This window comes from Mesobacillus sp. S13, assembly GCF_020422885.1.
GTDB lineage: Bacteria > Bacillota > Bacilli > Bacillales > Cytobacillaceae > Mesobacillus > Mesobacillus selenatarsenatis_A.
The window spans coordinates 1004062-1023830 of record NZ_CP084622.1 but is presented as its reverse complement, the minus strand read 5'-3'; the positions used below and the strand labels follow the sequence as shown (position 1 = coordinate 1023830).

Sequence of the window (19769 nt, the reverse complement as noted above, 5' to 3'; positions counted from 1 at the left end):
CCTTTTGATGTCATACCTGTCTTAAGTTTACTCATCTTGTGACAGCTTTTCTCCTTTTGATGGTGAACCTATCTAAATTTCTCACATCTTTTGACAGCTTTTCCAAGCTCGCCTCCAAACTATCACACGAAGGATCCCTGCAATTCACTCTCTCCTAAATACAAATTCTCTTTTTTAAAGGAAATTGGTAATAAATCTCGAACTCTATACATCAACAATTTTACAGAGGTGAGCATAATGGAAATTCGACGATTAAATGGCGGGGATGCTGAAGGTTATCGGGTCCTGCGCCATGAGGCTTTGCTTCAGAACCCTGAGGCATTCAGCTCGAGTTATGAGGATGAGATGTATTATGAAGCATCAGATTACAAGCAAAGGCTAGATAGTAAATTCACTTATACATTTGGCGCGTTTGACGAAAACCTACTGGTCGGGGTCGTGACACTTGTTCCAGAAGGAAAAGTGAAGCTGAAGCACCGGGCGTATATCTTTGCCATGTATGTGACCTCCTCACAACGTGGTCGGGGTCTTGGACGGGAACTTGTAAAAACAGCCATTAAACAAGCGGCAGAATTAAGCAGCGTGAAACAGATTCACCTCACAGTGACCTCAAGCAATGAGCCTGCAAAGAAACTTTATGCTTCTCTAGGCTTCGAACCATATGGAGTCGAAAAGAATGCTTTGCGGATTGATGGAACTTATTATGATGAAGATTTAATGGTGTTGTTTATGTAAAAGGCCTGAATTGGCCTTTTTTTCATGTTTATTTTTTGCTGAAAAAGGAAGTAGGTAAAGGATGAGTTTTTTATTGAAAGGAGATTGCTCATGTTTTTAGATGCTTATGTTAACCAGAAGGTCCAGATTAAACTTAAAAATTTTCCCGATAGCATGATTGGCGATATTACGGGAATTTACCAGCCAGATGAATGGTATCTTGTAAAAATTGTACATGCTGAGAATATGGGGATTTGGGTCGAGAACCCTTGCTATAAGCGGACTCCAGTCCAGAAGGAAGATGGAACCGCGATTCCTGACGAAGACCAGGTGGAGGAAACCTGTATCACCCACATGTTCTTGCGATGGGACTATATCGCATCCGTGATTACCTTCCCAGACGCAGATCCTAAAGCTGATAAAAAGGCCAAGTTGATCGGGTTCCAACCTGATATTGATTAACAATGAATAGGAACGCTGCCGAAAACTGGCAGCGTTTTTTATTGCTTCGACTCACTAAACTATTTAATAATTAAAATTATCTGTATAATAGTTTTCAAATGAATTATTGGAGGTCCCTCATGATAAAAGTTGGAGTAATCGGCCTTGGAGCAATTGGCCAGCGTTTGATTAAAGGTTTTCAAGAACACCCGGAGATGGATATTGCGGCTGTCTGTGACGCGGCTGAAGATAGAGTGAAGGAAACGGCAGCCGAACTTGGTGGGGTTCCGGCATTCACGAACCATCAAGAAATGCTTGAGAACTCGCAGTTGGATCTTGTTTATGTTGCTGTTCCCCCTAAGTTCCACCATGCCGTAGCATCTGATGTAATTGCGAAAGGAATACATATTCTTTGCGAGAAGCCGCTGGCAAACTCTGTAGAGGAAGCTGAAAGTCTATTAAAACAGGCGCAGGATGCAGGTGTCCTTCATGCGATGAACTTCCCGTTGAACTATAGCGCTGGCAGCAAGACGTTCGAAAAATTAATTAAGAGTAACTATGTTGGCAACCTGAGAAGGGTTCAATTGAAGATGCACTTCCCGCAATGGCCACGTCCATGGCAGCAGAATGCATGGGTTGCGAGCAAGGAACAGGGTGGCTATGTTCTTGAGGTTGGCGTCCATTTCATCCAGCAGCTGCAAAAGATTTTCGGATCGGTAGAGGTAAAGGATGTCCAGATTCAATTCCCTGATGATCCGCACGCGAGTGAAAGTGCAATCCTAGCAATCTTGAAGCTGGCAGACGGGACTCCGGTTCTGATTGATGGCATGAGTCAAATTGCCGGCAAAGAGGAAATTGCGTTCACAGCTTATGGTGATGAAGGAACATTATCACTCCTAAACTGGGGGCAACTCGAAGGCGGCAGACTTGGCGAGGAAATCCTGCCATTGGAAGCTGACCACTCCCTGACAGATTCATTGGTTGATAATCTTGTAAAAGCAATCAAAGGCGAAGAAGCGACAATCATTGATTTTGCCGCCGGTTATGAAGCACAAATTATTTTGGAACAACTCCGGAAAGGTTGAGAGCGCATATTCGCGCTCTCTTTTTAATGACTGCCACTCAACCAATCCGCCATTAAATTCTGAACAACTTCACGCTTCTCAATTTGCAGCATATGCCCTGCCCGATCCAATACAGCCAGTGTGGAATTCGGGAACTTTTCTAGTAAAAACAAATGATCTTTATAGCCGCAAATATAATCCTGCTTCCCGAGAATAAACAACGCAGAATTTGGAAGAGTCTGCACATTGTGAAAAGGTTCCTCATCCAGGTAATAGCGTTTTGCCTTCCAATCCGAAGCAAGGAATTCACGATTGGCTAAAAGCCTGCCAGGCTGGATTTCCTTCATGAAGGCAGTTAATGCCGCTTCATTTTGATAGATGAATAGAGTCTCGAATGCAGCCCGGATATCAGGCTCAAGACTGGAAAGTAAGTCTTCATCCCTCTCTAAAATGACTCTTTCAGGTACATCCCTCTTCTTTAGGTGAAGTGCCGGTGCCAATAGACAAATCCCTTTTACCTGGGACCTCCTGTCATGAAAAATCCCTTGAGCTAAATATCCGCCAAACGATACACCGACAAGTGAAAATTCTCTCTCCCCAAAAGTATCATCAATAAAATCAAGCAGGTTTTCGAGCATGTCATCGGTCGATTTCACATGATCGTCAATAGCACTTCTACCATGCGCTGGTACATCAATATATACTCTTTGAAAACCTTCGACTTTATTAAAAACAGGTTCCAGCCAGGCTTTCATGGAACGATGGTCCGTACCCATAGCATGCAGGACCAGCAAGGGAAATCCTTCCCCAATGACTTCATAATGAATAGTGCCCTTTCTTACTTTGCAATCCACAACTTCATCTCCCCCGGCCTTGAAGGCTCCTCATCCATCCATCGTCCCACTGGAACTCAGTCTTTTCACTATCACTTTTCACAAAAATGCTCTCAGGATAAGGCAGTGCCAATTCTGGCTTATTTTCCGAACTGAAGTAACGTAGTTCCGCAGTTTCGCTGTCGATGGGATTATGCTCTCCCCCAACGGGTTTGCAATCGAATACGAACACCACATACTCAACTTTGTGGCCATTCGGATATTCATAACGGAACTCTTTCCCGCCAAAGACACCGAGTAATTTTTCTGGTAAAATATGAAGCCCTGTTTCCTCCCAGACTTCACGGACAACGGCTTCAGCCGGTGCTTCTCCTAGTTCGATCGCTCCTGCAGGCAAGCTCCATTTTTCACCATTCCCTTTGTTCTGGAATAAGATTTCTCCAGCTTCATTCCTGACGATCCCTGCCACACTCGGCATAAAAATAAGGTCACTTCCCACTTTATCCCTAAGATTCTGATAGTAATTCGACATTTCCATAATTTGTGCACACCCCCTGGTTATCCATTCGGCGTAACACCAGTTTTTTCCTTCTTTAGGCAAATGCCTATCACTCTCCGCTTTCACCTACATACTTTATAGAGAATTTATCGCCAGCTCTCAGGCAGATTTTTTACAAAAAGGAGTGTGCCCGCATGTATCAACAACACTATGGCTACAACCCGAATCAATTTGATCCTTATACTCATTATGATTTTAACTATTATGCGCATCAGCAGGATCCGTATGATTACGAAAGACAGCCTGCTCTCGAGCGAAGAGTGAATCAGCTTGAAAGGCAATTACAAGTTCAAAAGACAGAGCTGGATAGGCAGAATAAAGAAATTGGCCGCCAAAACAGAGAGATTTCCCGGCTTAACAGAGAGATTGGCCGTTTGAACAATGAAATTACCCGATTAAATCAGAACGATGAACGTCATACACGCCGTTTAAACCGTTTGAACCAGAGGCTGCGCACTGTTGAAAACCGTTTGAATATTCCTTTTCAAGCAACTGATGGAGATTTTTAAGAAATCCCCAAAGGATCGGATTCGATTTCGGTCCTTTGTATAATTTTCCAATTAGAACAGAAGATATATTGAAAATAATCCTAATTTTATAGAACAAAATTGTGCTACTATAGAAAAGTAACACTAATTTCAAAATGCGTGAGCTTGATGCTTACTTTAGGAGTCAAGAGATGAAGAAAAAGCAATATGTCCTAATCTTTTTCATAATGAGCCTGGCCTGGATTTTTGGTACAAACTATTTGCTGAATTTATACGCTCCTTCTGAATTTGTTGCCGTTATCGAACATACGAAGGAAGTCCTATATGTATTGCTGGCAGGTTGGTTTTTCTATTTTTTCATCTCGAAGATGGAGGAATTGAGTGCCTCCAAAGAAGAAGAAGAGCGTTTATCCACATTGATCAATTCAATGGTCGATTTCGTCAACTTCAAGGATGGCGAAGGCCGGTGGATTCAAGCCAATGATTTTGGCTTGAAATTGTTTGATATCGAAAATGTTGATTATAGAGGAAAGAAAGACTCGGAGCTTGCGGAGTATAGCAATTATTTCAGCGATGCATTGAGATATTGTGAGATCTCCGATGAAGAAGCATGGAAAGCAGGAGGAATCATCCGTGTCGAAGAGGTACTTCCGCAGCCTGATGGAACGACTAAGACGTTCGATACGATTAAAGTTCCTCTTTTTAATGAAGATGGAAGCCGACAAGGACTTGTCATCATCGGCCGGGATATTACCGAACGAAAAAATGTTGAAACTCTTCTCGAAGAGAGCAGGCAGCAATACCGATCATTATTCGAGTACAGTCTGGATATTGTTTCTATGCTCGACTTAAATGGAACAATTACCAACCTGAATCCTCAGTTCGAAAGAATTACTGGGTTCAGCAAGGAAGAGTTTATCGGAAGGAACCTGGCAGACTTGCTTCCTGACTCCCAAAGACAGATGATCTTAGAAAAGGTAGCCAGCGTGGTGGAAAATCATCGTCCACAAATGTTTGAGCTCGAATTACTTCACAAGAACGGTAAGCCATTGATTTTCCAAAGCACGTCCCTGCCGATCATTGTAAATGACAAAATTGCCGGAATCATTTGCAACTCAAGGGATATTACCGAGCTTCGCCAAACAGAGGAGCGCCTGCGAAGAACGGACAAGCTATCCGTAGTGGGTGAACTATCCGCGAGCGTGGCACATGAAATCCGTAACCCGCTCACTTCCCTGAAGGGCCTTGTCCAGCTGTTGCAGATGGAAGATGAAAAGCACCAGCTGTATTATCAGATCATGATCGACGAACTGAACAGGATCAATCATATCGTCAGCGAATTGCTGTTGTTGGCCAAGCCGCAGCAAATCAAATATACGGAAGCCGATATGCAGGTCATTTTGCATGATGTTATCTCTCTTTTAAAATCAGAAGCGAGCCTGCATAATATCCAAATCGAATTCCATGTCCAAAGTCATCCTGTCATGATTGAATGTGAGCCAAATCAGCTCAAGCAATTGTTCATCAACATCGTAAAGAATGCAATTGAAGCATCTTCAGCCGGAGATGTTGTCACAATCTCACTTCAAAACCATGACAACATGGTAACGGTTATGGTCAAAGACCAGGGAGTAGGAATATCGAAAGAGCTTCTCGAAAGAATCGGTGAACCTTTTTATTCATCCAAGGAAAAAGGTACTGGCCTCGGTATGACAGTCAGCTTCAAAATCGTTCAGTCCCATAATGGCACAATTAAGTTCAAAAGCGAACCTGATATAGGGACAGAAGTGGTCGTTCAATTGCCAATCAAGCATGAAGATAAAGTGACCGGGCTACAAGGCAATAAAAGCTAAAGCTCATTGGTTAGCCAGAAAATTAACCCATAAAGCACAAAAAAACGCGAAAGGATCAGTCCTTTCGCGTTTTTTTAATCCTCATCTTTAATGTCGATATCCTCCGGCACAGGTTCATTCATTATTTCCTCAACAAGCTTTTTATACTTCTCTACCTGTTTCAAATGGGTGTTGAATTGATCCTTGTAGATTAAATATTGTTCTCCATCGTGAATGGCTCTTATTTTTCTTTGGAAAATCATATTTTCCACCTGTTTCTCCGGAATCGATAAGTATTCTGCTGCTTCAATTACTGTCAAATACACCCTTGTTCAGTCCTTTTTCTTTTTTTCAGCTGCAAGTCTGTCAACAAGCTTTTCCGCTGTCCTTCTGTAAAAGTTGCTTATATTAATGAGCGATGCAATCAGAAGGATCGTTTCAAGCTCGTCTGGTTCCTCTGCCTCAAGGCTCTTCACTTCTCGTTTCACTTCATGCTGAGTTTTAAGAACATCCTCATTAAAAATCTCTATGTTTTTCTCATGCAGATTCAAGAAACTTTTATAAAAAGGGCCAAGTGGAATTTCACCCGACAAAGCCTTCTCATTGATCCCTTCGAGAGTCTGCTTAATATCCTGTATGGACAAACCGCCCTTCAGCTGATAAATCAGGCTGATCAGGATCAAGTGTTCCTTCGAATACTTTTTATTCTTGATTGGAAAAAACAGCTTCCCCTTCGCGTAATTATTGATCATTGTTTTCGTGAGGACCTTTTCATCCTCATTTCTCGTGGAACTGCCGAAGTTCTTTTCGAATAGCTGGATAACCTGATCCATATACAAATCGATCTCCGGAATGTCTTCAAGCGAGATATTATTTTCAAGATTGAGTTCAGTTAACAACTGTTCTAAATTATCCACTATAAACTCCTCATGTTTTTATATTATTATAATGCAAAAGAACAAAGACGTAAATATTGACTACATATCGTTATGCATATATTATTATATATAGTTATTAAAACTACATTTAATGATATGGAGGTTTAAAAATGAACAGCTACATCCGCGAACCAATCAACGGCCTCACCCATCTGGCTGGTGCCTTATTATCCTTTGCAGGACTCCTTGCCCTCGTGATCAAAGCTTCGATCAAGACAGGTTCGGCACTCGCTATTACTTCCGTCACGATTTTTGGTATCAGCATGATCCTTCTCTATACGGCATCCGCTACCTATCATATGGTCATCAGCAAAGATAGCGTCATCGCCTTCCTTAGGAAAATTGACCATTCGATGATTTTCGTCCTGATTGCCGGTACCTATACTCCATTTTGCCTGATCAGTCTCAATGGAGTGACAGGCTGGACATTATTCGGCATCATCACTTTCGCTGCACTATGCGGAATTCTTTTTAAGATGATTTGGTTCAGGAGTCCGAGATGGCTGTCGACCTCTATCTATATTGTCATGGGCTGGATGGTTATTTTCGTCGTTTCTCCCCTCTCCTCTGTGCTCAGCAAAGGAGGAATTTCCTTGCTGGTAATCGGGGGGATCATGTACACGATTGGCGGCGTCATTTATGCTTTGAAGCCTGATTTCCTTCGATCCAAACACCTGGGCTTCCATGAAATCTTCCATATCTTCATCATGCTCGGAAGCACCGCCCATTTTCTGAGCGTATATGTGTATGTCCTATAAATAGTGAAAAGGTGCCTGAATCAGGCACCTTTCCTAGTAAAACATTCTTCTTCTCTGTTTTTGGGCAGGCTGGTATTTGCGCATCGGGCCATATTCCAGCACTTCTTTTAAATAATAATCACCGTTCGGATTTTGCTGTTTCAAGAGTTCCGTCAAATATGTAATATCATCCATCGCTCTGTGTGTCTGGAATTTTGAAATATTATGCGCCTGCAATAAAGTGAGCAGCTTGCTATTAGGGAAGCCATGATTCTTCCATTGGACATTCTTCATCGTGCAATACCACTTCATCTCATTGACTTCCGGATACATCCTGAATAAAAAGCTTCTGTCAAAGGAAGCATTATGCGCAAAAATCGCATCGGTGCGATTGAAGAAATCCATAATCTTCTCATCGTAAAATGTTTTTCCGCGGACCATATCATAATGGATTCCATGAATTCGGTACGCCCTGTCATAGTTTCTCTGTGCCGTTGTCGACAGTGGCTCCCTCAAATATGAATCTTCATCTACTATATCAATAATTTTCCCTGTCTCTTCATGAAAAGAAAACAGCTTAAGCGCTAATTCTATGATTTCATCCGAATCCGGACCCAGTCCAGTTGTCTCAACGTCCACTACCAATCCAAGCTTGTTCTCTGTGCTCAAGAATTGTCACCCTTTTCAGCTGGTATATATGAATCTATTTATAATCATATAGCAGGAGTTCTCCGTTTTCCAGCTAAAGGCTACAGGATGAAATCATTTCCAGACTACATCCTGTTGGTCATCTCCAATCTTCCTGCTGCATTTTTCATGAAAACTTTCAGAAGAGCGAAGCCAATTGCCGCACCTGCAAGCGAGCTGGCAAAGAATACCGGTACCATTCCAAATAAAGCTGCTTCTTTACCAAGGAACAATGTAGCAATCGGATAGCTGGCAATCGCTCCAATAATACCGGTGCCGACTACTTCTCCCGCAAAAGCAAACTCCATTTTCTTTGTCTTTTTATACAAATAGGCAGCCAGAAGAGCACCGATCATGCTGCCAGGAAAAGCGAAAACTGAACCTGTGCCCATCATATTCCTTAGTAAAGAGATGCCAAATGCCTGGGCAACAGCGTAATAAGGTCCAAGCAGCACGGCTGACAAAACATTGATAAAATGCTGCACCGGGAATATCTTGACGATTCCGAGCGGGATGAATAACATATGGCTGGTCAATGTACCTATCGCCATCAACATGGCGGTGAGGGTAAGCTTTTGTGTCTGTCTCATTTTCTACCTCCGTAGTACTTTTTCCTTAAGTCTGACTGCTGCTTCTTTGACATCTTCAGCTTGGCTGATCGCTGTGATCACTGATACTCCATCCGCACCGGCAGCCATTACGGCCCCTGAATTGTCCGCGTTGATACCGCCGATCCCGACAATCGGTACGCCAAAGTTTTTTAGCTGCTCTAGAAATACTGTTCCCTGCACTGCTCTTGTATCCTTCTTTGTTGCAGTTGGAAAAATCGGCCCAACCCCAAAATAATCCGCACCTGCAAGCTTTGCTTTTTCAGCTTCCTCCAGATTGTGTACAGAAACTCCAAGTATCTTATTTCCAATTTTTCTGCGGACCTGAGCAGTGTCCTCATCCTCCTGGCCGATATGAACACCATCCGCATCAAGCTCGAGGGCAAGTTCAATATCATCGTTCACAATGAAGGGAATGCCATTGCCCTGGCAGAGTCTTTGTAATTTCTTGCCCAGCTCCAGCTTTTCAATTTTCTCTAGACAGCCTTCTCCTTTTTCACGGTACTGAAAAATCGTGATGCCCCCGCGAATCGCTTCTTCAAGCACTTTAACAGGATCCTTAAAACAATTCGTGCTGCCAGCAATAAAATAAAGCTTCAGCATGCTTCTCATTTGTTCAGGACTGATTCTTGTCATGAGCTGACCCCACTTTCCATTTGCATATTGTAGGCCCAATGGTTGGTAGGTCCATGTCCATTCCCGATAGGCAGCGGGTTGGCGATGGCAGCCTGGATGAACTCCTTTGCCACAGAAACTCCTTCTTGAACCGAAGCCCCTTTCGCCAGCTGTGCCGTAATCGCAGCGGAAAAAGTACAACCCGTACCATGGGTGTTTTTCGTACTGATTCTTGGAGAGGAAAAAAAGGTGAAATCCCTGCCGTCGAACAGGACATCAACAGATTGAACCGCCTCCTCATCATGTCCGCCTTTTATCACCACATTTTTCGCGCCAAGCTCATGGATTCGTTTTGCGGCTTCTTTTTTCTCATCCATGCTGTTAATTGACATGCCTGTTAAAACTTCAGCTTCAGGAATATTCGGAGTGATGATGAGACAGAGTGGAAGCAAATGTTTTTTCAGAGCTGAAACAGCCTGCTGCTGAAGCAGTGAAGCTCCACCTTTTGCGATCATGACTGGATCGATCACGACCCTTTCCCAGCGGAACTCCTTTATTTTTCCAGCGACCGCTTCAATGATTTCCGCGTTAAAAAGCATCCCTGTCTTTATGGCATCTGTCCCAATGTCCTCTCCAACCGATTGGATTTGTTTCGCCACAGCCTCTGCGGTCATTGGAAAAACTCCCTGCACACCAAGAGTGTTTTGCGCTGTTACTGCTGTCAATGCGGACATTCCGTATACACCCAGCTCCTGGAACGTTTTCAGGTCTGCCTGGATTCCGGCTCCTCCTCCGCTGTCCGATCCTGCGATTGTCAATGCTTTGTTCATCTTCATTTACCTCCTTTTATCAAAAGAACACTTATTGTAAATTTCCTCAGCATCCAAAAGGTACAGCTGATTCAGGAGCTCCACTTGAAATCTTCCCGGTCCAAGCATGGCGCTTTTATCAGCGGCAGCCTCGGCTGCTACTCCATATATGACCAGTGCAGCAGTTGCTGCTTTGAGAAAATCCTTTTCCACTGCTGTGAATGCCCCAATAACTGATGTCAGCAGACATCCAGTGCCTGTCACCTTCGTAAGGATGGGGTGTCCATTGTGGACGACAAACGTTGATTTCCCATCTGTAATAACATCTTCTTTCCCTGTCAAAGCCACAATCGTGTTCAATTTTTGAGCAGCTGATTCAGCCAGTTCGATTACATCCCTATCTGATTCTCCGGCATCAACACCTCGTATGCTCCAGGTTTCACCGGCAACATTCGCTATTTCCGCAGCATTTCCCCTGATAATCGAAATCTTTAATTCTTGCATCAGCCTTCTTGCTGTTTCGGTCCGATAAGCAGTCGCCCCCGCGCCCACTGGGTCAAGAATGACTGGTACTCCATGTTTATTTGCGGCACTCCCTGCAAGCAGCATCGACTCTACAACTTCCGGGCGCAATGTTCCGATGTTCAGTACAAGGCTCCCCGCCATGCCTGCCATATCGGCAACTTCCTCGTGTGCATAGGCCATCACGGGAGATGCGCCTAACGCCAGCAGTCCATTAGCCGTAAAATTGGTGACCACAACATTGGTGATATTATGTACAAGCGGATTCTCACTCCTGACTTTTTCTAGCAAGCCAGCAATCTCTCTTTTTTCCATCCTGATCCCTCCTTGAAATAACACGCAAGCGCCTTGGTCAGCCCCGACAAGCGCTGGAGGGGCGACCGGTGAAGTCGTTCTTTGACTTCATTGGGCGGACCGAAGCGACTCGAGGGGCTAGGCGCTGGAGCTGGACAATTCTCGAAGTAGAAAATATACTTTCTTATCTCAAAATAAAAAGCCAGATCCATAAATGGACCTGGCTTAAAAGCAAAGTAAGAAAACTTCTCTCACACTACTTTCCTACGCTGGTATTACCCAGATCAGGTCCGAAGGGTTAAAAGACTTAGCGTCTTCCTCTCAGCCCGCAGCAGGGCACCCCTAGTAGTACATCGATATTCATTTGTCTTTATCCTAGCCTTAACTCTTATATATGTAAAGTGAAAAGTACATATTCAGCCATTTTTCCAGTCTGATTGATTTTTCAGAGAAGCTTGAGATATTTTTGATTGTGATTGACTCTTTCACATAAACAGGATCAATCCTCTTTCTTTTTCCCTTCCGTGAGGTCGTCAAATGGGGTGTAGTTATTGCTTGGCATTTTCCCTGACCGTATCATTTTAAAAATCGAATAAAACACCACAAACAGCACAATAGCCGTAAACACGTAACCCATCTTTCCCAGCCTCCTTTTCTATATATTATACTCACAAAAAATGGAATTTTCATTCTTTTTAAAATGGTGTTCCAGTCGATCTGTGCTAATATGAAAATATACATAGTAAATAGGAGATGACAGGAAATGAAAAACGAGATTATCGAAAGATTTACCTCATATGTAAAAGTGGATACTCAATCGGATGAAAGCAGTGAAACCACCCCATCGACAGCAGGACAGCTAACGCTTGCCAATATGCTGGTCGAAGAGTTGAAAACAATCGGCATGGAGGAAGTCAGTATTGACGACCATGGTTATGTGATGGCCACCCTTCCTGCCAATACGGATAAAAATGTGCCAACGATCGGTTTCCTCGCTCATGTTGATACAGCAACTGATTTTACCGGCAAAAATGTAAATCCACAGATTGTTGAAAACTTCGATGGCAATCAGATTGTCCTGAACATGGAACAGAATATCATCCTGTCTCCTGCTGATTTTCCGGAGCTGCCTCAGTATAAAGGACATACCCTGATCACCACTGACGGAACGACGCTGCTTGGAGCTGACAATAAAGCTGGAATCGCCGAAATCATGACAGCGATGGCTTATTTGATTCAGCATCCGGAAATCAAGCATGGTAAGATTCGTGTTGCATTCACACCAGATGAGGAAATTGGCAGAGGCCCTCATAAGTTCGATGTTGAAGCTTTCAATGCGAAGTTCGCTTATACTATCGATGGCGGACCGCTTGGCGAGCTGGAGTATGAAAGCTTTAACGCAGCAAGCGCGAAGGTGACTTTTAAAGGCAAGAACGTCCACCCGGGAACAGCAAAAGGAAAAATGGTGAACTCAGCCAAAATCGCCATGGATTTCAACAGCAAGATTCCTGCAGAAGAAGCACCGGAACACACCGAGGGATATGAAGGCTTTTTCCATCTTAGCTCGATCAACGGTGATGTCGAGGAAACAACGCTTCACTATATCATCCGAGATTTTGACGGTGACAGCTTCCAGGCACGCAAGGACTTGATGCAGAAGATCACCAATGAATTGAGACTGACTTATGGCGAGACCCGCATTGATCTTGAAATGAGTGACCAGTATTACAATATGAAGGATAAAATCGAACCGGTGAAGGAAATTGTCGATATCGCCTATGAAGCAATGGAAAACCTCGGCATCAAACCGATCGTCAAACCGATCCGCGGCGGTACAGACGGTTCACAGCTAAGCTATATGGGACTGCCAACACCGAATATTTTTACAGGCGGAGAAAACTTCCATGGAAGGTTCGAATATATCTCTGTTGATAACATGATGAAATCAGTCGAAACCATTGTAGAAATAGCTAAACTTTTTGAAGCAAAGTCCTAACCTTAAATCAACCAGAAGTCAGATTCCCAAGCAGTACGGAATCCGGCTTCTTTGTTCATGCTCATTTGGCTTTCTTAATCTAATTTTTTCTGAAGTCTTCTCGAAAAGAGAAGCGGCCTATTCTAAAATACGCCTCAGGTCCTATCGAGATTTAAATCGGAGGTGCATTGGGGTTCAGAGCGAATCCCCTTATTCTGGATATAGAAGGAAACTTGAGAGGAGTTTTTATAAATGAAACGGATTTTAGTTATTTTCCTGGTGATTACCGGGGCCTATATTGGATGGAATTATTTGTTCGATGGGAGCGGATTGAACTTTGCACAAGCGGAAGATGCTGTGAAGGTAACCAATGATACGGATAAAATCAGTATTGATGTATCAAGCGTCGAGACGGTGATTGTGCCAGAGGACCGCGATGATGTCCGCGCCGAGTTGGAAGGGGAAGGAACGGTCAAAGTTCAGGAACACGGTGATGAAATAAAGGTTTCTGTTAAACGGAAAGGCTTTTTCTGGTTCAACTGGTTTGAGATGGATAAGACGACTATGACAGTTTATATCCCTGAAGATTATGAAAAGGATATGGACATCGAGCTCGGTTCAGGGAAGATTGTTTTTAAAGGTGAATCTGCCGACAACCCTATGAAGCTAAGAGATCTTTCACTCAATATCGGTTCGGGAAGGGCCACATTGGAGAATTTCGATGTTGAAACATTGGTAAACCAGAGCTCATCAGGCGAGGTTGAAATGAACTCGATCGAGGCTCAATCCGGTTCATTTGATGTCAGCTCCGGAAGCGTTAATGTCAAAAACTATTCTGGCAAGGTTGATGCTGATGTTTCATCTGGCAAGCTGGAAATCCAGATGGACCAGTTGTTGGATGATGTCAGCCTGGACGTCAGCTCCGGCTATATCGGATTGGATCTGCCTGAAGATGCAGGCTTTACATTGAATGGAAAAGTAAGCAGCGGGAACATATCAAGCGATTTTCCGCTTCAGAACAAAGAACAATCTGACAACCGCCTGCGCGGCAAACACGGAAGCGGCAAATTCGAAATCAATGCTGATGTATCTAGCGGGAATATTAATATAAAGTAGAACTTTATAGAGGTGGCGAACTGGAAAAAACAAGCTTGAATTTCCAGTTCGCTATATTAATAAAAAAGTCGCTATAATAATCAGAAAGTCGCTATAAAAATCAAAAACTCGCTATAAAAATAAGTTCTTCGCTATAATTCACTTTCTTCCACCCTATTGGTAGAAGCGAAATGGGGATTCCAAAGCCTGGCAGCAACATGCCAGGCTTATTTTCATATAAAACTCAGACAATGTGTCTTTGTTTTTCATGATCATTCATTTAAAATAAGTGCAAACACTTCCTGAGGAGCAATATTATGTTCGAATTACTCATTACGATGCTGGAGCGGCTTGGCATCATCGTGACGATTGCTTTCATTTTAACGAGGTTCCGTTTCTTCAGGGGATTGATTTACCATGATTCCCTGAACCGGCGCCAGCAATATTTTGCCATTCTATTCTTTGGTTTTTTCGGGATTATTGGTACATATTCCGGGATGAGTTTTTCAACGGATAATCTCCAGTTCAACCCCTGGGCAGCTGATTTGGCTTCGGATGAAGCCATTGCTAATTCCCGTGTCATCGGGATTGTAATTGCCGGGATGCTTGGCGGCTACAAGGTTGGTATTGGTGCCGGCCTTATTGCGGGTCTGCATCGGTTCACGCTCGGCGGATTCACTGCTCTTGCGTGCGGACTTGCGGCAATCGTGGCTGGAATCATCGCGGGCCGTTTTCAGAAGAAGAAAAATAATATCAACCTAAGAACCGCCTTCCTGGTCGGGGCGATTGCCGAAAGTGTTCAAATGCTGATTATCCTATTGATTGCCAAGCCTTATGTACAAGCTCAAACTCTCGTTGAAATAATCGGTGTTCCGATGATCATCGCAAATGGGCTGGGGTCTGCTCTATTTTTAATGGTAATCAAGAATGTGGTTTCCGAGGAGGAAAAGACTGGAGCGATGCTAGCGCAAAAAACGCTGAGGATTGCCGACCAGACACTCGCCTACTTGCGCAAGGGCATCAATCAGGATTCAGCGCAGGCAGTATGCCAGATTTTACACAACGAAGTACAGACTAGCGCGGTGGCAATCACCAACCAATATGAAATCCTTGCCCATATTGGTCTTGCTGATGACCATCACCGCTCAACAAGCCCTATCCAGACCCAGATTACAAGGGATGTGCTGAAAAGCGGAAAACTGGTCGTCGCCAATGATGAAACGATCCACTGCCGCGAGCAAAGCTGTCCGCTTGGCGCAGCAGTGATTGCTCCATTGAAACTGCGCGAGGAAAATATAGGCACGCTGAAGTTTTATTTTAAATCGGAAAAGGAAATTACCGATGTCGTCATTGAACTGATATCCGGGCTCAGCAATCTGCTCAGCAACCAGCTCGAAATCGCTGAAGCCGATAAGGCCTATCAGCTTGCAAAGGAAGCTGAGGTTAAGGCCCTTCAGGCTCAGATCAGTCCTCATTTTTTATTCAATACAATGAATGTCATCACCTCACTGATCAGGATTGATCCGGCAAAAGCACGGATGCTTCTTGTCTCTCTATCTCATTTCCTGAGACAAAATTTAAATGCAACTACCGTGTCAATGACGACTCTTGAGCAGGAATTGGCTCACGTGAAAGCCTATCTATCCATTGAAGAGACGCGGTTTGTAGAAAAGCTGCGGGTTACCTACGATATAGAGGAGGACGCTTTGCCTGTAAAAATCCCGCCGCTGACGCTGCAGCCAATAGTAGAAAATGCCGTAAAACATGGAATTAAGGATATGGATCATGACTGCCAAATTCATATAGCCATTCGTAAAGGGATTAAAAGCACGATTGTAACAGTGAACGATAATGGGCAGGGAATGAACCAGGAACGGATTAATCTGCTAGGCAAACAAATAATAGATTCTGAAACAGGAAGCGGAATCGCGCTTTTTAATGTAAATAGAAGACTTACGATGAACTTTGGGGAAGATGCCTCATTGCGGATTGATAGTGAGCCTGGAAAAGGCACGAAGGTTTCCTTTACGATTCCACAAGCGGAGGAATGATTGATGGATAAGATGATACGTACTCTGATCGTTGATGATGAATTATACAGCCGGGATGAACTGAAGCATTTATTGCAATCCTTCCCCTCCATCCAGGTTGTTGGAGAAGCGGAGTCAGGTGAAGCTGCAGTCATGAAAGCTTTGCAGTTTTATCCTGATGTCGTCTTCCTGGATGTTGAAATGCCAAAAATGAATGGAATGGAAGCGGCGAAAGCGTTGATGGAATTCAAAAAAACGCCGCTGATTGTGTTTGCAACGGCCTATCCGCAATTTGCTGCCGAGGCTTTCAGATATGAAGCTGTCGATTACTTGCTTAAACCGTATGACGAGAATCAGCTGAAAGAAACGATCCTTAGGATTGAGAAACATTTTCTGATGCCAGCTGAACAAGAGTCTGCCAAGCAGACTGGCAAGCTTGCCGTTGAAGGGGATGGCGAGATTTTTTATCTGGATCCGAAGGATATCCTCTACATATCGAGAGAAGAAAAATACTCAAAAATCATCACGAAAACAAAGGAATACGAAACAAGGATTCCTTTAAAAGATCTGGAAGCCCGGCTTACAGCATACTCCTTTTTCCGGATTCATAAAAGCTATATTGTGAATCTGGATTATGTCACCCGCCTTACACCATGGTTCAATGGCGCCTATCAACTGGAAATTGAAGGCAGGGAGGAAATGCTGTCAGTCAGCCGGAATTATGTAAAGTCACTGAGGACTCAGCTGGAATTATAAGTACTCATTAAAGCATCTTAAGGGTGCTTTTTTGCATTTCAATCGACATATTTTGCACTTCAGGCTCATTTTCCTGCATCTTGTTCACAAAACAGCCACAATTCCACCTTCTCTATTATACTTAATGAAAACGCATACAATTTTCTTTTGAGGAGGTTTCATATGTATACCTTTCTAGCTGGTATTGCACTTTTAATTGTTGGTTATTTTACGTATGGAAAGTTTGTTGAAAAGGTTTTTGGAGTGAACGAAGGTCGTAACACTCCGGCTTATACACATAAGGATGACGTTGACTATGTGCCAATGTCCACAGCAAAGAACTCTTTGATCCAGCTTCTTAATATCGCTGGTGTTGGACCTATTTTCGGGCCGATCATGGGAGCACTTTACGGACCGGTTGCTTTCCTTTGGATCGTTCTTGGCGCTATCTTCGCTGGTGCTGTCCACGATTACCTTACAGGTATGATTTCAATCCGTAACCGAGGCGCACACCTTCCTGAACTTGCAGGAAAATTCCTGGGTAAATTCATGAAGCATGTCGTTAATGCATTTGCGATTCTTCTTTTATTATTAGTTGGAACCGTTTTCGTCACAGCTCCGGCTGGCTTGCTTCATACATTGATGGACGGAAAGGTAACAATGGGAATCATCATTGCAGCAATCTTTGTTTACTATATTTTAGCGACATTGCTTCCTGTTGATAAAATCATTGGCCGCTTCTACCCGATCTTTGGGGCATTGCTGTTGATCAGTGCAGTCGGAGTAGGTGCAATGCTTGTTATCACGGGAGCACCGATTCCTGAATTATCACTAACGAATTTCCATCCTGGTAATGCAGCGATTTTCCCGCTATTGTTCTTAACAATTTCTTGCGGTGCGCTGTCAGGTTTCCATGCAACACAAACGCCGATCATTTCACGTACAACGCAAAATGAAAAGAATGGCCGCAAAATTTTCTACGGCATGATGATCGCTGAAGGTGTCATCGCAATGATCTGGGCTGCTGCGGCAATGAGCTTATTCGATGGCTACAACGGCTTGAACGACATGCTTGCTAACGGCGGACCTGCTGCAATAGTAAGTGAAGCTTCAACATTGATGCTTGGTGCAATCGGCGGTACACTTGCTGTACTTGGTGTAATCGTACTTCCGATCACTTCTGGTGATACTGCTTTCCGAAGCGCGCGTATGATCATCGCTGATTACTTCAATTTTTCACAGAAGAAAATCACTAGCCGTCTTTGGATTGCTGTTCCATTATTCGTGATCTCTTTCGCTTTGACAAAAATTGATTTCACGCTTCTCTGGAGATACTTCTCCTGGGCTAACCAATCAACAGCGGTCATCGCGCTTTGGGTCGGTGCCATGTACCTGTTCATCGCCAAGAAGAACTACTGGATCGCGATGATTCCTGGTATGTTCATGACAGCAGCTACAACTTCCTATATCCTTAATGCCCAAATCGGATTCGGCCAATCACTGACAGTATCCAATATCGGAGCATTAATTGTCACAGCTGTCATCACGGTCATTTTCTTCAACGCTGCCAAGAAAGCTCGGGCAAAAAATATCCCGCTTGAAGAGGATATCTCCAGCTATAACCAGGTGGCGTAACGATGAGCGGATGCTGCAGTCCGGAATACCGCAAATCAGTCAATGAGAAGGAAAGCCAGGTTAATGAAAAAGGGAAAGAGCAGCTTCCCTTTTTCACAAAAATTATCATTGTCCTTATTACAGCAGGCGGGTTTTTAGCAGCCTTCCTGGCATATTAATAAGACAATACCAGGTGCACGCTTGATTCCAGGCGTGCGCTTTTACATAGTCAAGGAGGTTATGGATATGAAAATATTGATCGTAGGTGCAGGTGCAATTGGCGGCTACTTTGGCGGCCGCCTCTTGGAAAAAGGAGAAGATGTCACGTTTTTGGTGCGTGAAAAGCGCCAGCAGCAGCTTCGTGCAAATGGGCTGGTGGTGGAAAGCATTCACGGAGATATGCATGTCCCTGAACCTAAAACGGTTTTGGCGGGAGAAAATGCTGAACCATATGATGTTATTCTTGTCTCTACAAAGTCCTACCATTTGGAAGGCGCCATTGAGGACATCCGGCATTATGTAGGAGAAGAGACGATGGTCCTCCCATTATTGAACGGAATGGCTCATCTTGATGTGCTGATCAAGGCATTCGGGACAGAAAAGGTCATTGGAGGCCTATGCTTTATCGAGACCACCCTGGCTCAGGATGGTAAAATCATTCAAACAAGCCCGATCCATGACCTTGTTTTCGGTGAGCGGACTGGCGAAAAAACAGTACGGATTTTACAGCTGGAGAATGTATTCAGCGGTACGAAGGCAAGCTTTCGTCTTTCTGAAAAAATCCAGCAGGAAATGTGGCACAAGTACTTATTCATCACTTCATTAAGCGGGATCACCTCCCTGTTCAGGTCACCAATCGGCCCTATTCGCGATCAAGAGCATGGCTGGCATACAATTCATAAACTGGTCCATGAAGCTGCGGAAATCATGGAGAGACTCGATGCACCACTCGCTGAAGGAGCGATCGAGGCCACTCTTGGAAAAATGAATGAAATCGGACATGGTATGAAGTCCTCCCTGCAGCGGGATATGGAGAAATCACTCCTGACCGAAGCGGATCACCTTTTTGGCTATTTGCTGGAGAATGCCAAGAAATCAGGTTTGGAGGCTCCAATTTTATCTGCCATCTATGCAAATGTTAAAGTCTATGAAAGTCAGCTTGCTTCTGAATAAATCTGT

23 protein-coding genes and 1 riboswitch are annotated in these 19769 nt (G+C 43.8%); of the genes, 13 read left to right on the top strand and 10 right to left on the bottom strand.

Annotated features, from left to right (window positions below):
* The first annotated feature begins 237 nt into the window (after window positions 1-237).
* From LGO15_RS05205 to LGO15_RS05195, 3 genes are all read left to right on the top strand, one after another.
* Window positions 238-735 (top strand): GNAT family N-acetyltransferase, encoded by a 498-nt coding sequence (locus LGO15_RS05205; RefSeq protein ID WP_226086998.1) that lies wholly within the window; start codon window positions 238-240, stop codon window positions 733-735.
* 90 nt (window positions 736-825) lie between these two features.
* Entirely contained in the window at window positions 826-1176 is a 351-nt protein-coding gene (locus LGO15_RS05200) for a hypothetical protein (RefSeq protein ID WP_167833355.1), read from the top strand.
* Between the two features lie 119 nt (window positions 1177-1295).
* Entirely contained in the window at window positions 1296-2240 is a 945-nt protein-coding gene (locus LGO15_RS05195; RefSeq protein WP_226086997.1) for a Gfo/Idh/MocA family protein, read from the top strand.
* A gap of 23 nt (window positions 2241-2263) precedes the next feature.
* Here LGO15_RS05195 and LGO15_RS05190 read toward each other — a convergent pair whose 3' ends face one another.
* Window positions 2264-3073: an alpha/beta fold hydrolase gene (locus LGO15_RS05190; RefSeq protein ID WP_226086996.1), complete on the bottom strand. Its 810-nt coding sequence runs from the start codon at window positions 3071-3073 to the stop codon at window positions 2264-2266.
* A 4-nt stretch (window positions 3074-3077) separates the two neighbouring features.
* On the bottom strand, window positions 3078-3590 hold the full coding sequence (locus LGO15_RS05185; RefSeq protein WP_226086995.1) for an NUDIX hydrolase: 513 nt from the start codon (window positions 3588-3590) through the stop codon (window positions 3078-3080).
* A 155-nt stretch (window positions 3591-3745) separates the two neighbouring features.
* On the opposite strand from LGO15_RS05185, the gene LGO15_RS05180 reads away from it, so the two are divergent.
* Both LGO15_RS05180 and LGO15_RS05175 read left to right on the top strand, forming a co-directional pair.
* Window positions 3746-4120, top strand: a complete 375-nt coding sequence (locus tag LGO15_RS05180; protein ID WP_226086994.1) for a coiled-coil domain-containing protein — start codon at window positions 3746-3748, stop codon at window positions 4118-4120.
* A 170-nt stretch (window positions 4121-4290) separates the two neighbouring features.
* A complete protein-coding gene (locus LGO15_RS05175; protein ID WP_226086993.1) occupies window positions 4291-5952 on the top strand; it encodes a PAS domain-containing sensor histidine kinase in 1662 nt (553 codons plus the stop codon).
* Between the two features lie 74 nt (window positions 5953-6026).
* Here LGO15_RS05175 and LGO15_RS05170 read toward each other — a convergent pair whose 3' ends face one another.
* Window positions 6027-6257, bottom strand: a complete 231-nt coding sequence (locus tag LGO15_RS05170) for an excisionase family DNA-binding protein (protein WP_226086992.1) — start codon at window positions 6255-6257, stop codon at window positions 6027-6029.
* A gap of 6 nt (window positions 6258-6263) precedes the next feature.
* The gene (locus tag LGO15_RS05165) at window positions 6264-6848 is read right to left on the bottom strand and encodes a DUF1836 domain-containing protein (protein WP_226086991.1); all 585 of its coding nucleotides are present in this window, start codon (window positions 6846-6848) and stop codon (window positions 6264-6266) included.
* Between the two features lie 131 nt (window positions 6849-6979).
* Here LGO15_RS05165 and trhA point away from each other — a divergent pair, with 131 nt between their 5' ends.
* Window positions 6980-7627 carry a PAQR family membrane homeostasis protein TrhA gene (gene trhA, locus LGO15_RS05160; RefSeq protein ID WP_226086990.1) on the top strand — a complete coding sequence of 216 codons (648 nt, stop codon included), beginning with the start codon at window positions 6980-6982 and terminating at the stop codon, window positions 7625-7627.
* A 33-nt stretch (window positions 7628-7660) separates the two neighbouring features.
* Here trhA and LGO15_RS05155 read toward each other — a convergent pair whose 3' ends face one another.
* The 6 genes from LGO15_RS05155 to LGO15_RS05130 all read right to left on the bottom strand — a co-directional run bounded on the left by LGO15_RS05155 (window position 7661) and on the right by LGO15_RS05130 (window position 11778).
* Window positions 7661-8275, bottom strand: coding sequence for an exonuclease domain-containing protein (locus tag LGO15_RS05155; RefSeq protein ID WP_226086989.1), 615 nt, complete (start codon window positions 8273-8275; stop codon window positions 7661-7663).
* 104 nt (window positions 8276-8379) lie between these two features.
* Window positions 8380-8883 carry an energy coupling factor transporter S component ThiW gene (thiW, locus tag LGO15_RS05150; RefSeq protein ID WP_226086988.1) on the bottom strand — a complete coding sequence of 168 codons (504 nt, stop codon included), beginning with the start codon at window positions 8881-8883 and terminating at the stop codon, window positions 8380-8382.
* Window positions 8884-8886: 3 nt separating this feature from the next.
* On the bottom strand, window positions 8887-9537 hold the full coding sequence (thiE, locus tag LGO15_RS05145; protein WP_226086987.1) for a thiamine phosphate synthase: 651 nt from the start codon (window positions 9535-9537) through the stop codon (window positions 8887-8889).
* Window positions 9534-10352, bottom strand: coding sequence for a bifunctional hydroxymethylpyrimidine kinase/phosphomethylpyrimidine kinase (gene thiD / locus LGO15_RS05140; protein WP_226086986.1), 819 nt, complete (start codon window positions 10350-10352; stop codon window positions 9534-9536). Before thiD ends, thiE begins: the two co-directional genes overlap by 4 nt.
* A complete protein-coding gene (gene thiM, locus LGO15_RS05135) occupies window positions 10353-11162 on the bottom strand; it encodes a hydroxyethylthiazole kinase (RefSeq protein ID WP_226086985.1) in 810 nt (269 codons plus the stop codon).
* Between the two features lie 223 nt (window positions 11163-11385).
* A riboswitch (TPP riboswitch) is annotated at window positions 11386-11495 on the bottom strand.
* 145 nt (window positions 11496-11640) lie between these two features.
* Window positions 11641-11778 (bottom strand): DUF3951 domain-containing protein, encoded by a 138-nt coding sequence (locus tag LGO15_RS05130; protein ID WP_226086984.1) that lies wholly within the window; start codon window positions 11776-11778, stop codon window positions 11641-11643.
* Between the two features lie 126 nt (window positions 11779-11904).
* Here LGO15_RS05130 and pepT point away from each other — a divergent pair, with 126 nt between their 5' ends.
* From pepT to LGO15_RS05095, 7 genes are all read left to right on the top strand, one after another.
* A complete protein-coding gene (gene pepT / locus LGO15_RS05125; protein ID WP_226086983.1) occupies window positions 11905-13137 on the top strand; it encodes a peptidase T in 1233 nt (410 codons plus the stop codon).
* Between the two features lie 231 nt (window positions 13138-13368).
* The gene (locus LGO15_RS05120) at window positions 13369-14232 is read left to right on the top strand and encodes a LiaG family protein (protein ID WP_226086982.1); all 864 of its coding nucleotides are present in this window, start codon (window positions 13369-13371) and stop codon (window positions 14230-14232) included.
* 296 nt (window positions 14233-14528) lie between these two features.
* On the top strand, window positions 14529-16262 hold the full coding sequence (locus tag LGO15_RS05115; RefSeq protein WP_226086981.1) for a sensor histidine kinase: 1734 nt from the start codon (window positions 14529-14531) through the stop codon (window positions 16260-16262).
* 3 nt (window positions 16263-16265) lie between these two features.
* Window positions 16266-16997 carry a LytR/AlgR family response regulator transcription factor gene (locus LGO15_RS05110; protein ID WP_226086980.1) on the top strand — a complete coding sequence of 244 codons (732 nt, stop codon included), beginning with the start codon at window positions 16266-16268 and terminating at the stop codon, window positions 16995-16997.
* 162 nt (window positions 16998-17159) lie between these two features.
* Window positions 17160-18611 (top strand): carbon starvation CstA family protein, encoded by a 1452-nt coding sequence (locus tag LGO15_RS05105; protein ID WP_167833337.1) that lies wholly within the window; start codon window positions 17160-17162, stop codon window positions 18609-18611.
* Between the two features lie 2 nt (window positions 18612-18613).
* Complete coding sequence (locus LGO15_RS05100; RefSeq protein WP_226086979.1) at window positions 18614-18769, top strand: hypothetical protein; 156 nt, start codon at window positions 18614-18616, stop codon at window positions 18767-18769.
* A gap of 67 nt (window positions 18770-18836) precedes the next feature.
* Window positions 18837-19763 carry a ketopantoate reductase family protein gene (locus LGO15_RS05095; protein WP_226086978.1) on the top strand — a complete coding sequence of 309 codons (927 nt, stop codon included), beginning with the start codon at window positions 18837-18839 and terminating at the stop codon, window positions 19761-19763.
* Window positions 19764-19769: the final 6 nt, after the last annotated feature.

What these genes read in the sequence shown, in the direction of transcription:
- LGO15_RS05120 (WP_226086982.1), top strand. Translation starts at nt 13,369, where the DNA reads ATGAAACGGATTTTAGTTATTTTCCTGGTGATTACCGGGGCCTATATT.
- LGO15_RS05115 (WP_226086981.1), top strand. Translation starts at nt 14,529, where the DNA reads ATGTTCGAATTACTCATTACGATGCTGGAGCGGCTTGGCATCATCGTG.
- thiW (WP_226086988.1), bottom strand. Translation starts at nt 8,883, where the DNA reads ATGAGACAGACACAAAAGCTTACCCTCACCGCCATGTTGATGGCGATA.
- trhA (WP_226086990.1), top strand. Translation starts at nt 6,980, where the DNA reads ATGAACAGCTACATCCGCGAACCAATCAACGGCCTCACCCATCTGGCT.
- LGO15_RS05185 (WP_226086995.1), bottom strand. Translation starts at nt 3,590, where the DNA reads ATGGAAATGTCGAATTACTATCAGAATCTTAGGGATAAAGTGGGAAGT.
- LGO15_RS05095 (WP_226086978.1), top strand. Translation starts at nt 18,837, where the DNA reads ATGAAAATATTGATCGTAGGTGCAGGTGCAATTGGCGGCTACTTTGGC.
- thiE (WP_226086987.1), bottom strand. Translation starts at nt 9,537, where the DNA reads ATGACAAGAATCAGTCCTGAACAAATGAGAAGCATGCTGAAGCTTTAT.
- LGO15_RS05205 (WP_226086998.1), top strand. Translation starts at nt 238, where the DNA reads ATGGAAATTCGACGATTAAATGGCGGGGATGCTGAAGGTTATCGGGTC.
- LGO15_RS05110 (WP_226086980.1), top strand. Translation starts at nt 16,266, where the DNA reads ATGGATAAGATGATACGTACTCTGATCGTTGATGATGAATTATACAGC.
- LGO15_RS05200 (WP_167833355.1), top strand. Translation starts at nt 826, where the DNA reads ATGTTTTTAGATGCTTATGTTAACCAGAAGGTCCAGATTAAACTTAAA.
- LGO15_RS05195 (WP_226086997.1), top strand. Translation starts at nt 1,296, where the DNA reads ATGATAAAAGTTGGAGTAATCGGCCTTGGAGCAATTGGCCAGCGTTTG.
- pepT (WP_226086983.1), top strand. Translation starts at nt 11,905, where the DNA reads ATGAAAAACGAGATTATCGAAAGATTTACCTCATATGTAAAAGTGGAT.
- thiM (WP_226086985.1), bottom strand. Translation starts at nt 11,162, where the DNA reads ATGGAAAAAAGAGAGATTGCTGGCTTGCTAGAAAAAGTCAGGAGTGAG.
- LGO15_RS05180 (WP_226086994.1), top strand. Translation starts at nt 3,746, where the DNA reads ATGTATCAACAACACTATGGCTACAACCCGAATCAATTTGATCCTTAT.
- LGO15_RS05130 (WP_226086984.1), bottom strand. Translation starts at nt 11,778, where the DNA reads ATGGGTTACGTGTTTACGGCTATTGTGCTGTTTGTGGTGTTTTATTCG.
- LGO15_RS05100 (WP_226086979.1), top strand. Translation starts at nt 18,614, where the DNA reads ATGAGCGGATGCTGCAGTCCGGAATACCGCAAATCAGTCAATGAGAAG.
- LGO15_RS05105 (WP_167833337.1), top strand. Translation starts at nt 17,160, where the DNA reads ATGTATACCTTTCTAGCTGGTATTGCACTTTTAATTGTTGGTTATTTT.
- thiD (WP_226086986.1), bottom strand. Translation starts at nt 10,352, where the DNA reads ATGAAGATGAACAAAGCATTGACAATCGCAGGATCGGACAGCGGAGGA.
- LGO15_RS05175 (WP_226086993.1), top strand. Translation starts at nt 4,291, where the DNA reads ATGAAGAAAAAGCAATATGTCCTAATCTTTTTCATAATGAGCCTGGCC.